The sequence below is a fragment of the Acidovorax bellezanensis genome (genome assembly GCF_025421555.1).
Taxonomy (GTDB): domain Bacteria; phylum Pseudomonadota; class Gammaproteobacteria; order Burkholderiales; family Burkholderiaceae_C; genus Comamonas; species Comamonas bellezanensis.
Genome location: NZ_JAODYH010000013.1, coordinates 22,323 through 36,499, shown reverse-complemented (window position 1 = coordinate 36,499; position 14,177 = coordinate 22,323). Strand labels below are relative to the sequence as shown.

11 protein-coding genes are annotated in these 14,177 nt (G+C 64.1%); 4 read left to right on the top strand and 7 right to left on the bottom strand.

The genetic code is table 11. From position 1 onward, the window contains the following. Positions 1-138 precede the first annotated feature (138 nt). From N0K08_RS19735 to N0K08_RS19705, 7 genes are all read right to left on the bottom strand, one after another. Positions 139-885, bottom strand: a complete 747-nt coding sequence (locus tag N0K08_RS19735) for a TSUP family transporter (RefSeq protein ID WP_261502114.1) — start codon at positions 883-885, stop codon at positions 139-141. A 218-nt stretch (positions 886-1,103) separates the two neighbouring features. After that, on the bottom strand, positions 1,104-4,007 hold the full coding sequence (locus N0K08_RS19730; protein WP_261502113.1) for an aconitate hydratase: 2,904 nt from the start codon (positions 4,005-4,007) through the stop codon (positions 1,104-1,106). A gap of 270 nt (positions 4,008-4,277) precedes the next feature. After that, complete coding sequence (acnB, locus tag N0K08_RS19725; protein ID WP_261502112.1) at positions 4,278-6,869, bottom strand: bifunctional aconitate hydratase 2/2-methylisocitrate dehydratase; 2,592 nt, start codon at positions 6,867-6,869, stop codon at positions 4,278-4,280. 59 nt (positions 6,870-6,928) lie between these two features. Beyond that, complete coding sequence (locus N0K08_RS19720) at positions 6,929-7,519, bottom strand: hypothetical protein (protein WP_261502111.1); 591 nt, start codon at positions 7,517-7,519, stop codon at positions 6,929-6,931. A gap of 27 nt (positions 7,520-7,546) precedes the next feature. Next, entirely contained in the window at positions 7,547-8,584 is a 1,038-nt protein-coding gene (locus N0K08_RS19715; RefSeq protein WP_261502110.1) for an HpcH/HpaI aldolase/citrate lyase family protein, read from the bottom strand. Next, the gene (gene tam, locus N0K08_RS19710) at positions 8,581-9,357 is read right to left on the bottom strand and encodes a trans-aconitate 2-methyltransferase (RefSeq protein ID WP_261502109.1); all 777 of its coding nucleotides are present in this window, start codon (positions 9,355-9,357) and stop codon (positions 8,581-8,583) included. The genes N0K08_RS19715 and tam overlap by 4 nt, the downstream gene beginning before the upstream one ends. Positions 9,358-9,372: 15 nt before the next feature. Then, positions 9,373-10,359: a malate dehydrogenase gene (locus N0K08_RS19705; protein ID WP_261502108.1), complete on the bottom strand. Its 987-nt coding sequence runs from the start codon at positions 10,357-10,359 to the stop codon at positions 9,373-9,375. Between the two features lie 214 nt (positions 10,360-10,573). Between N0K08_RS19705 and N0K08_RS19700 the strand changes: the two genes are divergently transcribed. The 4 genes from N0K08_RS19700 (at position 10,574) to sdhA (ending at position 14,167) form a co-directional block, all read left to right on the top strand. After that, positions 10,574-11,353 carry a GntR family transcriptional regulator gene (locus N0K08_RS19700; RefSeq protein WP_261502107.1) on the top strand — a complete coding sequence of 260 codons (780 nt, stop codon included), beginning with the start codon at positions 10,574-10,576 and terminating at the stop codon, positions 11,351-11,353. A 138-nt stretch (positions 11,354-11,491) separates the two neighbouring features. After that, positions 11,492-11,926, top strand: coding sequence for a succinate dehydrogenase, cytochrome b556 subunit (gene sdhC, locus N0K08_RS19695; protein WP_261502106.1), 435 nt, complete (start codon positions 11,492-11,494; stop codon positions 11,924-11,926). Positions 11,927-11,961: 35 nt separating this feature from the next. Then, on the top strand, positions 11,962-12,327 hold the full coding sequence (sdhD, locus tag N0K08_RS19690; RefSeq protein ID WP_261502105.1) for a succinate dehydrogenase, hydrophobic membrane anchor protein: 366 nt from the start codon (positions 11,962-11,964) through the stop codon (positions 12,325-12,327). Between the two features lie 34 nt (positions 12,328-12,361). Beyond that, positions 12,362-14,167, top strand: a complete 1,806-nt coding sequence (gene sdhA, locus N0K08_RS19685) for a succinate dehydrogenase flavoprotein subunit (RefSeq protein ID WP_261502104.1) — start codon at positions 12,362-12,364, stop codon at positions 14,165-14,167. The last annotated feature ends 10 nt before the right edge of the window (positions 14,168-14,177 follow it).

Below are 14,177 nucleotides of genomic sequence, written 5' to 3'. Positions count from 1 at the left end.
CTATCGTACTGCGCAGTTGCTTGCAAATGTATCCCCTGAATTAATTCCAGGACAACAATTCACATTCCTGGCCGCAGCGCGCTGAACGCAGGTCGCGGCCTTGTCCTACGCCGCTCGCCAGCAAGTGCTGCATACCCCTCAGAATGCCGAAGCGATCAGGCTCAAACCGGCCACCAGCAGCAGGCCGCACACCAGCCATTGGGTCAGCCGCTGCGGCAGGGGCAGCGGGTATCTGGCATGCAGCCAGGTCACTGCCGTCACCACCGGAAAGGCCACGGCACTCACCCAGAGCACATTGCTCCCCAGGTCGCCCGCCGCGACGACCACGCCCATGCGCAACACCGAGCAGGTCAGGAACATCACCAGCAGGCACTGGCGCACCAGCAGCGGCGCGAGCGGCTGGCGATAGAGGTGGTAGACCATGGGCGGGCCGGCCGTGGAAAACAGCCCGCCCAACAGCCCCGACAGCAGACCCGCGGTCCACAACGAGCCCTGGCCGGACATCTGGCTGCGCGTCTTCGTCTGCGCCATCAGCGCCACCGAGCAACCCACAATGGCCACGCCCAGCAACAGGCGCAGCACGCTGAGTGCATTGCCGCTGAGCCAGTTCAGCAGCGCCAGCCCGCCGATCACACCGATCACGCTGCTGATGAGCATGGGCCGCAGCATGGCCCATTGAGGCTGGAAAGGGTGGCTGCGCAGATAGACCACGCCATTGACCAGGGACAGCAGGCCGGCCACGTTGGCCGCATCGGCAATCGGCATCAGCTGCAGGGCGCCGGCCAGGCCCACCAGGATCAGGCCGAAAGCAAAGCCGGTGAGGTTCTGGCACAGCGAAGCCAGGGCCACGACGCCGAAGAAAAACAGGTACTGGGTAACACTCATGAAGCAGCGCAAACCGGTTGCGCGAAAGATCGGGGGGAAGACAAAGAACTGCCCATCAAGGGGACGGTTTCAGGTAACGATAATGCAGTACATCGCCCATGCAACTGGCGCGCCCCAGCAAGGGGGCAGCGAGGAAGGGCCGCCCCGCACCGAGGCTGCCGTCCCCCTCCACCGAAGGTTGAGAGGGGGAAGACGGGGCGCGCCTAGCGCGAAGCGGCTCAGGGGGTGTTCCCCAATAATTGCCGCAGCACGAAGGGCAGGATGCCACCGTGACGGTAGTAGTCGGCTTCGATGGGCGTGTCGATGCGCAGCGTCACGGTGCGCCGGATCTGGCTGCCGTCGGCGCGGGTGATGCACAGCTCGGCGTCGCTTTGCGGCGTGAGCTGCGGGTCGGGAATGACTTCGACATGCTCGTCGCCGACCAGTCCCAGGCGGCTCCAGCTGTCCTCGCCACGGAACTGCAGCGGCAGCACGCCCATGCCCACCAGGTTGTTGCGGTGGATGCGCTCGAAGCTGCGCGCCACCACGGCCTTGATGCCCAGCAGCTGCGTGCCCTTGGCCGCCCAGTCGCGGCTCGAGCCCGTGCCGTACTCCTCGCCGGCGAACACCACGCTGCCCCGGCCTTCGGCCTGGTATTGCATGGCCGCGTCGTAAATGGGCATCTTGTGGGCCGCGCCCGCGGCATCGCGGTACAGCGTGAGACCGCCCTCCTCGCGCCCGCCGTCCGCCAGCGGCGGCAGCATCAGGTTCTTGATGCGCACATTGGCGAAAGTGCCGCGCATCATCACTTCATGGTTGCCGCGGCGCGAGCCGTAGCTGTTGAAGTCGGCCTGCTGCACGCCGTGCGCGCGCAGCCATTGGCCGGCGGGCGAATCCGGGTGGATGGAGCCCGCGGGCGAGATGTGGTCGGTGGTGATGGAGTCACCGAACAAGGCCATGACGCGCGCACCGTGCACGGCATAGGGATTGACGGCGCCGACGCCGGCCTCGGGCACCGCCAGGTCCAGCGTGAATTGCTCAAAGAACGGCGGCTCGGCGATGTAGGTACTGCTGGGCCAGGTGTAGGTGGCGCCGCTGACGCCGCGGATCTTCTCCCACAGCTTGCCCGGCTCGGCGCTGACCTTCTGGTAGTTCTCGCGGAAAGCCTGGCCGTTCATGGCGTGGTGCATCAGCGCCTGGATTTCGTCCGTGCTCGGCCAGATGTCGCCCAGATAGATGTTCTTGCCGCCATGCCCCTGGCCCACAGGCTGGGTCATCAAGTCGGTGAGCACCGTGCCGGCAATCGCATAGGCCACGACCAGCGGCGGGCTGGCCAGGAAGTTGGCCTTGAGGTTGGGGTGGATGCGGGCTTCGAAGTTGCGATTGCCCGACAGCACGGCGGCGCAGACCAGATCGCTTTGGCGTATGGCCGCATTGATTTCAGGCGTGAGGTCGCCGGCATTGCCGATGCAGGTGGTGCAGCCGTAGCCGGCCAGCGCAAAGCCCAGCTTTTCCAGATAGGGCAGCAGGCCGGCTTCGCTCAGGTACTGCGTGACCAGGCGCGAGCCCGGTGCCAGCGAGGTCTTGATGTGCGGCTGCACCGTCAACCCGGCTTCCACGGCTTTTTTCGCCAGCAAGCCGGCCGCCAGCATCACGCTGGGGTTGGAAGTGTTGGTGCAGCTGGTGATGGCCGCGATCAGCACGTCGCCATTGCCTATGGAAAAGCCCTGCCCTTCGGCCGGCTGGCTGGACTGGGTCGGCGTGGGCACCTTGGCCGATGCATGGGCCGTGGCGCGCATCGGCTTGTTGGACTCCATTTCCACCACCTGGCGCTCCGCGCCGTCGGGCGTGGGCCGGTTTATCGGCAGGCCGGCTTCGTTGCCGTTGCCTTGCACCAGATGGCGGGTCTGCAGCAGCGCGGCCGGCTGGTTGAAACCGTTGCGCGCGGCCGGCGCGCTGAACAGGTCGGCAAACTGCGCGGCCACATGGCCGATCTCGATGCGGTCCTGCGGGCGCTTGGGGCCGGCCAGGCTGGGCGCGACGCTGCCCAGGTCCAGCGTCACCACGCGCGAGTAGTCGATGTCGCCGGACTTGGGCACGCCGAACAGGCCCTGGGCGCGGAAATAGGCTTCGAAAGCCTCGATCTCGGCCGGGCTGCGGCCCGTGCCGCGGAAATAGTCCAGGGTCTTGTCGTCAACCGGGAAGAAGCCCATGGTGGCGCCGTATTCGGGCGCCATATTGCCTATGGTCGCGCGGTCGGGAACGGCCAGGCTTTGCGTGCCTTCACCAAAGAATTCCACAAACTGGCCGACCACCTTTTCGCGCCGCAGCCGCTCGGTGATGGTCAGCACCAGATCGGTCGCGGTCACGCCTTCGCGCAGCCGGCCCGTGAGCTCGAAGCCCACCACGTCGGGCATCAGGATATAGACCGGCTGGCCCAGCATGGCCGCTTCGGCCTCGATACCGCCCACGCCCCAGCCGACCACGCCGATGCCGTTGATCATGGTCGTGTGGCTGTCCGTGCCGACCAGGGTGTCGGGGTAGTAGACGCCGTCCTTGCCATGGTGCACGCCGCGCGCCAGGTACTCGAGGTTGACCTGGTGGACGATGCCAAAGCCCGGCGGCACGACGCCAAAGGTGTCAAAGGCCTGCATGCCCCACTTCATGAACTGGTAGCGCTCCTGGTTGCGCTTGAACTCCAGCTGCATGTTCAGGTCCAGGGCTTTTTTCGTGCCGTAGTAGTCGACCATGATGGAGTGGTCGACAACCAGGTCCACGGGCACCAGCGGCTCTATGGCATCGGGCTTCTTGCCCAGGCGCGCGGCCACGCTGCGCATCGCTGCCAGGTCGGCAAGCAGCGGCACGCCGGTGAAGTCCTGCAGCACCACGCGCGCCACCACAAAGGGAATTTCCTCGGTACGGCTGCCCTGCGGCTGCCACTGGGCCAGCTGGCGCACATGCTCGGGCGTGACTTTCTTGCCGTCGCAGTGGCGCAGCACGGCTTCGAGCACGATACGCAGCGACTGCGGTAGCCGCTGCACGCTGGGAAACTGCTTGGCCAGGGCCGGCAGCGAATAAAAGCGGCCGGTGGTGCCTGACGCCGTTTTAAAGTTTTTCAGGGTCGGGGCGAACGCGTGTTTCATCGAGGCTCTCCAGAGTGCTGTCCTGGCATTGTGCCCCGGACCACTCCAAAATGCTGTGTGCCAAGCTCCTGTTGCATTGCGCGCAGGCATAAAAAAACCCGCCGAAGCGGGTTTTCTTGGTAATCCAGGGCGCTCGCGCTACCCCTTGCGCGCCCCGGCAATGGGGCAGCGAGGAAGGGCCGCCCCGCACCGAGGCTGCCGTCCCTGGCCGGGCGCCCCCCTCCACCGTAGGATGAGAGGGGGAAGCCGCGAAGCGGCTCAGGGGGTGTCTTAAGCGACTACGCCCTTGGCCACTTCAGCGTACTCTTCGATCTGGTCGAAGTTCATGTAGCGGTAGACGCTGGCCTTGTCGGCATTGATGATGCCCATGGCCTTGAGGTACTCTTCCTTGGTGGGCAGGTAGCCCAGCTTGGAAGCGATGGCCGTGAGTTCGGCCGAACCCAGGTAGACGTTGGTGTTCTTGCCCAGGCGGTTGGGGAAGTTGCGGGTCGAGGTGGAGATCACCGTCGCGCCTTCGCGCACCTGGGCCTGGTTGCCCATGCACAGCGAGCAGCCGGGCATTTCGGTGCGGGCACCGGATGCGCCGAACGCCGCGTAATGGCCTTCCTTGATCAGCTCGCTCTCGTCCATCTTGGTCGGAGGCGCAACCCACATCTTGACGGGGATGTCGCGCTGGCCGCCCAGCAGCGTGGCAGCTGCGCGGAAATGGCCGATGTTGGTCATGCACGAACCGAGGAAGGACTCGTCGATCTTGGTGCCGGCCACTTCGGACAGGAACTTGGCGTCATCCGGATCGTTAGGGCAGCAAACGATGGGTTCCTTGATGTCGGCCAGATCGATTTCGATGACGGCTGCGTACTCGGCATCCTTGTCGGCTTCCAGCAGGCTGGGGTTGGCCAGCCAGGCTTCGACTTTTTCGATACGGCGCTGCAGGGTGCGCTTGTCTTCGTAGCCTTCGGCGATCATGTTCTTCATCAGCACCACGTTGCTGGTCAGGTATTCCTGCACAGGCGCGGTGTTGAGCTTGATCGTGCAGCCGGCGGCCGAACGTTCAGCCGAAGCGTCGGACAGCTCGAATGCCTGTTCGACCTTGAGGTCTGGCAAGCCTTCGATTTCCAGGATGCGACCCGAGAAGATGTTGATCTTGCCGGCCTTGGCCACGGTCAGCAGACCGGCCTTGATGGCGTACAGGGGAATCGCGTGCACCAGATCGCGCAGGGTCACGCCGGGCTGCATTTCGCCCTTGAAGCGCACCAGCACCGATTCAGGCATGTCCAGGGGCATCACGCCGGTGGCCGCGCCGAAGGCGACCAGGCCCGAGCCCGCGGGGAAGGAAATGCCGATGGGGAAACGAGTGTGCGAATCGCCGCCCGTGCCGACGGTGTCGGGCAACAGCAGGCGGTTGAGCCAGCTGTGGATCACGCCGTCACCAGGACGCAGGGCCACGCCGCCGCGGTTGCTGATGAAAGCCGGCAGTTCGCGGTGGGTCTTGACGTCCACCGACTTGGGGTAGGCGGCGGTGTGGCAGAACGACTGCATGACCATGTCGGCCGAGAAGCCCAGGCAAGCCAGGTCCTTCAGTTCGTCACGGGTCATGGGGCCGGTGGTGTCTTGCGAACCCACGGTGGTCATGCGCGGTTCGCAGTAGGTACCGGGACGCACGCCCTGGCCTTCAGGCAGGCCGACCGCACGGCCGACCATCTTCTGCGCCACGGTGAAGCCGGCCTGGGTGGCGACAGGCGCCTGGGGCAGACGGAAGGTCGTGGACGCGGGCAGGCCCAGCGATTCACGTGCCTTGGCGGTCAGCGAACGGCCGATGATCAGGTTGATACGGCCGCCGGCGCGCACTTCGTCCAGCAGCACATCGCTCTTGAGCTGGAACTCGACCACGGTCTTGCCGTCGCGCAGGATCTTGCCTTCATAGGGCAGGACGTCGACCACATCGCCCATTTCGAGCTTGGAGACGTCGACTTCGATGGGCAGCGAGCCCGAGTCTTCCTGGGTGTTGAAGAAGATGGGGGCAATCTTGCCGCCCAGCGTCACACCGCCGAAACGCTTGTTCGGCACAAAGGGGATGTCCTGGCCCGTGGCCCAGACCACCGAGTTGGTCGCCGACTTGCGCGACGAGCCCGTGCCCACCACGTCGCCCACGTAGGCAACGATGTGGCCCTTGGCCTTGAGGTCCTCGATGAACTTCATCGGGCCGCGCTTGCCGTCTTCCTCGGGGCGGAACGCCGCGTCGGGACGCGTGTTCTTGAGCATCGCCAGGTAGTGCAACGGAATGTCGGGGCGGCTCCAGGCATCGGGAGCGGGCGACAAATCGTCGGTATTGGTTTCGCCGGGCACCTTGAACACCGTGACGGTGATCTTCTGCGCGACTTCCGGACGGCTGGTGAACCATTCGGCTTCGGCCCAGCTTTGCAGCACTTCCTTGGCCTTGGCATTGCCAGCCTTGGCCTTGGTTTCGACGTCGTTGAAGAAGTCGAACATCAGCAGCGTCTTCTTCAGCGCGGTCGCGGCCACGCCGGCGACTTCCGCGTCGTCGAGCAGCTCGATCAGCGGATGCACGTTGTAGCCACCCACCATGGTGCCCAGCAATTCAGTAGCTTGGGCCTTGGAGATGAGAGCAACCTTGAGGTCACCATGCGCCACGGCTGCCAGGAACGATGCCTTGACCTTGGCCGCATCATCCACGCCCGGGGGAACGCGGTGGGTCAGCAGGTCCAGCAAAAAGGCGTCTTCGCCAGCGGGCGGGTTCTTGATCAGCTCGATCAGATCCGCCACTTGCTTGGCCTCCAGCGGCAGGGGCGGAATGCCAAGCGCGGCGCGCTCAGCCACATGATCGCGATAGGCTTTCAACATGGTTCTCTCTCCAATGGTTTTCTAAAGTGGGGCGGCGTAAGCCTTAAGCCAGCGACGGCTTATTTGCTGCTTGGCAGCGGGTCAAACACGCTCGGCGGGGGGTTCTTCTTGATAGCTTCCGCCACCTGCAGTTGCTCCGGGCTCATGCATTCGTCGGCCAGGCGCTGGCCCAGCTTCTGGTTCATGAGCATGGATTTGTTGGCGATCTGCAGCCAGACCGCGCCAGCCTGCTTGTCTTCCAGACGCACCGTGCCGGTGGTCGTGGCCACGGGCACCATGCTGTACTTGAAGCCCTTGCCGTCGACCTGGAAATGGCCGGGGCTTTGCTGGATGGCATTCACATTGACGTGGGCGCCGAGTTCGCAGGCGATGCGACCGGTGTGCACGCGCTGGGCGATCGACAGTTCGTCCGGCGTCAGCAGCACGGCAGCCGTGGCAACACCGGCCACGGCGACAGCGCCGGCGGCAGCAGCGGCCTTGGGCGCCACCTTGGCCTTGGTCACGGTCTTCTTGGCCACGGGCTTGGCAGCCTTCTTGGCCTGGACGGACGACTTCGCATCGGCAGGCTTGTCAGTGGCGGCGGCCACGCTGCCGGCCGTCAGGGCCAGGACAGGAGCCAGAATCAAAACGGAGGCGATGAAGGATTTCATGTGAGCTCCAGCGATCAAAAAAAGAGGTCAGAGAGAAGGGCTTGCAAACCATGGCTGCACACTGGCAGGCAGGCTGCGCCCCGTTTGGTGCGCTCGCTCCAGTAACTGCCAGTAATAGCGGTAACTGGCGCGGTCATGGAGCACGCCATCGGCACTGATAGGAGCCCAGTGCACGGCGGCGGCGGACTGGAGTATGTACGCGGCTTGATCGACTTCCTGCTGGGCAGGCGCAAAAGCCGCCAAAATAGAGCGAATCTGGCCGGGGTGGATACTCCACATACGGGTATATCCGAACTCACGGGCGGCGCGCGAGGCCGCCGCCTGCATGAGATCAGGGTCTTTGAATTCAGTGACCACGCAGTGCGAAGGCACTTTGCCGTGGGCATGGCAGGCAGCGGCAATTTCCAGCTTGGCGCGCACCACCAGCGGATGCTCAAACTGGCCTTGCGAGCCCATGGCCGAAGCCGGAATCGCGCCGCCGTGGGCCGACACGAAATCCATCAGGCCGAAGGAGATGCTTTGCACGCGCGGATGGGCGGCAATCTCGAACGCGCGGTAAATGGCCGCGGGCGACTCGATCAGCACATGCAGCGGCAAATGGCTGCCCGAAGCACGTTCCAGGGCTTTTTCGGCCAGCAGCACGTCATCGACCGACTCGACCTTGGGCACCATGATGTGCGACAGGCGGTGGCTGGCTTCACCCACGATGGTCGCCATGTCTTGCGCGAATGCGGGGTGGTCCACGGCATGCACGCGCGCCGCCACCCGGGCGCCCGGGGCTGCGTCGCGCGCCAGGCTGGCGACCAGGCTCGCATGCGCGGCCTCGTCGCCCACCGGGGCGCCGTCTTCACAGTCCAGCGTGACGTCGAACACACAGGTGCCGAACTCCTGCGTCATCTCGGCCTGCAATTGCAGGCTTTTGCGCATGCGTAATTCCACGCCGCTGTAATGGTCGCAGACCGGCAGGCGCTGGGCGCTGGCTTGCGCATCCAGCAATACCGTGGCGGGGTGGACAGAGGCGGCAGCGGAAACGGGAACGGAAGAATCGGCAGGCGTGGGGCTCATGGGGCGCGTCGGGCAACGATGAACATGCGGGGAAAGGCCAGCAGGCGCCGGCCGTCTGCACGTGCAGGGTAGGCCTGCGCCACGCGGCGCTCGTATTCTTCAAGAAAAGCGGTCTGCAGTGCCTGGGGCAGCGATTCGACAAACGGCTTGAGGCCGGTGCTGCGCAGCCACTGCACGATGGCCTGGGCGTCGGCCATCGGGTGCTGGTAGATGGTGTGCCAGACATCGACCTGCGCGGCATGATTTGCCAACAGGTCGTAGTAATCATGGATAGGACGCAGAAAACGCCCGCGGACGGTCTGCACATCGATATGCGCAGCAAACGCCGGCATCCCCGCCACTTCGCGCATCAGGCGGTGCGAGGGCTCTTCGAAATTGTCCGGCATCTGGATGGCCAGAACGCCACCCGGAGCCAGGGCCGCGAACAGGCGCGGAATCAGTTGCTCATGTCCGCCCACCCATTGCAGTGCGGCATTCGCGTAAATCAGATCGGGCGCCTGCGAAGGCGCCCAATCGGCAATGTCAGCCTGGTCAAACGCCAGCTGTGGCAGCCGCTGCCGTGCTTCAGCAAGCATGGCAGCGGAGTTGTCTATGCCCAGGATCCGCGCCTGGGGAAAGCGCTGCAGCAGGAGTTCGGTGGAATTGCCCGGCCCGCAGCCCAGGTCCACCACATGGGTGGGCCCGGGATGGGCAACGCGGGCCAGCAGTTCGCTGGCCGGACGCGTACGCTCTTCGGCGAAGCGCAGGTAGAGCGCGGGATTCCAGTCGGACATCAAGCGGCTCGGTTTTTACAGCAGGTGCTTGACGCCGTCTTGCTCGCCTTGCAGCTCGGCCAGCGTCTTGTTGATGCCTTCTTGCGAGAAAGCGTCGATTTCCAGGCCTTCGACGATCTTGTATTCGCCGCCAGCCGTGATCACGGGGAAGCCAAAGACCACACCGGCAGGAATGCCGTATTCGCCGTTGGAAGGCACGCCCATGGTGACCCATTCGCCGTTGGAGCCCAGGGCCCAGTCACGCATGTGGTCGATGGCAGCGTTGGCGGCCGAAGCTGCCGACGACAGGCCGCGAGCGGCAATGATGGCCGCGCCGCGCTTGCCCACGGTGGGCAGGAACACGTTGGCGTTCCATTCCTGGTCGTTGATCATTTCCTTGACCGACTTGCCGTTCACCGTGGCGAAACGGTAGTCAGCGTACATCGTGGGCGAGTGGTTGCCCCAGACAGTCAGCTTGCGGATGTCACCGACCTTGAAGCCAGCCTTGGCCGCGAGCTGCGAAGCTGCACGGTTGTGGTCCAGGCGCAGCATGGCGGTGAAGTTCTTCGCTGGCAGATCGGGAGCCGACTTCATGGCGATGTAGGCATTGGTGTTGGCGGGGTTGCCCACCACCAGCACCTTGACGTTGCGCGAAGCCACGGCGTTCAGGGCCTTGCCCTGGGCAGTGAAAATCTGTGCGTTGGCGGCCAGCAGGTCGGCGCGCTCCATGCCGGGGCCGCGAGGACGGGCGCCGACCAGCAATGCGTAGTCGGTGTCCTTGAAGGCTTGCAGAGGGTCAGAATGGGCTTCGATGCCGGCCAGCAGCGGGAAAGCGCAGTCTTCGAGTTCCATGATCACGCCCTTGAGCGCGTTCTGGGCCTTCTCGTCGGGGATTTCCAGGAGTTGCAAAATGACGGGCTGATCCTTGCCCAGCATTTCGCCGGAAGCGATGCGGAACAGCAGCGCGTAACCGATTTGACCAGCAGCGCCAGTGACGGCGACGCGAACAGGTGCTTTGCTCATAGTGATAACTCCAGAAACAGAAAAAATGGTGGGCGCATTCTTGCACCAGCATCTGTTGTTACCAGCAAGCCTGTGCCCCGCAAACAGGGCGCAAGTGTACGCTTGATTTTGCCCTCCGGTCAATTTGTCTTATGTCTTATATAAGATATGATCGAGGCTCTGTGCAATGAGCGCCACCCGTGCGTCGCCGGCGCTAACCATTACACAAAACTACATGTCTTTTCCTTCCACACCCGTCACTGACACGCCGCCGACCGCGCCAGCCCAGGGTCCTGCCTTCAGCCCGCTGTACCAACAGATCAAGGGACTGATCCTGCAGGGCCTGGAGGCCGGAGAATGGCGCCCGGGCGAGCTGATTCCCAGCGAAATGGAGCTGGCCGCGCGCTTTCGCGTGAGCCAGGGCACCGTTCGCAAGGCCATTGACGAGCTGGCGGCCGAGAACCTGGTGATGCGTCGCCAGGGCAAGGGCACGTTTGTCGCCACCCACGCCGCCCAGCAGGTCCAGTACCGCTTTCTCAAGCTGCAGCCCGACGTCGGCGACCTGCGCGAGGAAGGCCGTGCCCAGCGCCAGATCATCGACTGCAAGCGCCTGCGCGCGCCCGCCGAAGTGGCCCGCCTGCTGGCACTGCGCAGCGGCGATGCCGTGATGCAGGTGCGCCGCGTGCTGGCGTTTGCCGGCGTGCCGACCATTCTCGAGGAAATCTGGCTGCCTGGCCAGGCCTTCAAAGGCCTCACAGCCGAGCAGATGGGCTCCTACCAGGGCCCGACCTATGCCATGTTCGAACTCGAATACGGCGTGCGCATGGTGCGCGCGGACGAGAAAATCCGCGCCGTCTTGCCCGATGCCGAGCAGGCCGAACTGCTGGCAGTAAGTAATTCCACGCCATTGCTCAGTGTCGAGCGTGTGGCCTACACTTACAACGATGTTCCGATGGAGTTACGGCGCGGGCTCTACCGCACCGACACCCACCACTACCGAAACGCCCTGAATTGAGTACAGGCGGGCGAAAATCAACGCAAATGACGAAAATACGCCGCAGCACGCGAGCCTTTGCCGCTGCATTGCAATAGAATTTTGCGTCGATCGCATCGCCCGATTACGAAGCAGTTACCACCCACGAAAGCGCATCCCATGACAGAGTTAGCCAAAAAGCGGCCAGAGTTCCGCAACATCAACGCACTCAAAGACCTGCCCACTTACCGCATGCCCGTCGCTGCGTGGGTTTCGATCCTGCACCGTGCCAGCGGCGCGATCATGCTCCTGCTGCTGCCCTTCATCCTGTGGATGTTCGACAAGTCGCTGACGTCTGAAATTTCGTTCGACGCCTTCACGGCCGCTTTCCGCGCCGGCATCGGCTTCGTGCCGGGCGCCGTCCTGAAACTGGTGGTACTGGTCCTGATCTGGGCCTACCTGCACCACTTCACCGCCGGCCTGCGCCACATCTGGATGGACATCAGCCACGCTGCCGTGACCAAGGAATTCGGCAAATCGTCGGCCATCGCCACCCTGGTGATCAGCCTTAGCCTGACAGCGGTGCTCGGCGCCAAGCTGTTCGGCCTGTACTGATCCGCTCCCCGCTCCCTGCATACAAAGGAATTCACATGTCCGTGAACTACGGCTCCAAACGCACCGTCGTCGGTGCCCACTACGGTCTGCGCGATTGGCTGGTCCAGCGCGCCACTGCGGTCATCATGGCCCTCTTCACCGTCGCCTTGCTGGCCCAGGTGATCTTCTCCAAGGGCGCCATCGGCTACGACCTGTGGGCCGGCATCTTTGCCGCCCAGTGGATGAAGGGCCTGACTTTTGCCGTGATCATTGCCCTGGCATGGCATGCCTGGGTCGGCATGCGCGACGTCTGGATGGACTATGTCCAGCCCGTGGGTATCCGCTTCGTGCTGCAAGTGCTCACCCTGGTCTGGCTTGCAGCCTGTGCAGGCTGGGGCTTCCAGGTGCTGTGGCGCCTGTGATCCACACAACGATCTCCACGATTGAAGGTTAAGAATGAGCTACACCAAAGCAAAAATCACCAAGCGCAAGTTTGACGTCGTCATCGTCGGCGCTGGCGGCTCCGGCATGCGTGCCGCCCTGGAACTGTCCCGTGCCGGCCTGAATGTGGCCTCGCTGTCCAAGGTCTTCCCCACCCGTTCGCACACCGTGGCCGCCCAGGGTGGCGTGTCCGCGTCGCTGGGCAACATGTCGGAAGACAACTGGCACTATCACTTCTACGACACCATCAAGGGTTCCGACTGGCTCGGCGACCAGGATGCGATCGAGTTCATGTGCCGTGAAGCCCCCAAGGTGGTCTACGAGCTCGAACACTTCGGCATGCCGTTCGACCGCAACCCCGATGGCACGATTTACCAGCGTCCGTTCGGCGGCCACACCGCCAACTACGGCGAAAAGCCCGTGCAACGCGCCTGCGCTGCCGCTGACCGTACCGGTCACGCCATGCTGCACACGCTGTACCAGCAAAACGTCAAGGCCAAGACCAACTTCTTCGTCGAGTGGATGGCGCTGGACCTGATCCGCGACGAAGCCGGCGACGTGGTCGGTGTCACCGCCCTGGAACTCGAAACCGGTGACCTGTACGAGCTGCAGGCCAAGGCCGTGCTGCTGGCCACCGGCGGTGCGGGTCGCATCTTCGCGGCTTCGACCAATGCCTTCATCAACACCGGCGACGGCCTGGGCATGGCGGCACGTGCCGGCATCCCGCTGCAGGACATGGAATTCTGGCAATTCCACCCCACCGGCGTGGCCGGTGCGGGCGTGCTGCTGACCGAAGGCTGCCGTGGCGAAGGCGCCATCTTGCTGAACAGCGAAGGCGAGCGCTTCATGGAGCGTTATGCGCCCACCTTGAAGGATCTGGCTCCGCGTGACTTCGTGTCCCGCTCCATGGACCAGGAAATCAAGGAAGGTCGCGGCTGCGGTCCGAACAAGGACCACGTGATGCTCAAGCTCAGCCACCTGGGCGCCGACACCATCCACAAGCGTCTGCCTTCGGTCTACGAAATCGGCGTGAACTTCGCCAACGTCGACATCACCAAGGAAGACATTCCCGTGGTGCCGACCATCCACTACCAGATGGGTGGCATCCCCACCAACATCAACGGTCAGGTCGTGGTCCATGACGGCCAGGCCAACCAGGTCGTCAACGGCTTGTACGCCGTGGGCGAATGCTCCTGCGTGTCGGTGCACGGCGCCAACCGCCTGGGCACCAACTCGCTGCTCGACCTGCTGGTCTTCGGCAAGGCCGCCGGCCGCCACATCGTCGACTTCGTGCGCAGCGGTGTGGAGCACAAGCCCATGCCAGCCGACGGCGCGGACCGCACCCTGGCCCGCCTCAACCAGTTGCAAGACTCGACCGACGGCTCCTACGCCCAGGACGTGGCCGGCAACATCCGCACCACCATGCAGCAGCATGCCGGCGTGTTCCGCACGCAAAAGAGCATGGACGAAGGCGTGGGCAAGATCAACGCCATCCGTGACACCGTGGCTTCCGTGACCCTCAAGGACAAGTCCATGGTCTGGAACACGGCCCGCATGGAAGCCCTGGAAGTCGACAACCTGATCGAAGTCGCCCAGGCCACCATGACGTCGGCCGCAGCGCGCACGGAATGCCGTGGCGCCCACACCGTGTACGACTACGAACACGATGCCGACCACGCTGAATTCCCCCTTGGTCGCAACGACAAGGAATGGCTCAAGCACACCCTGTGGCACAGCGCTGGCAACACGCTCAGCTACAAGCCCGTGAACCTCAAGCCCCTGACGGTGGACAGCGTGCCTCCCAAGGTCCGTACGTTCTGATCGCCCCGCA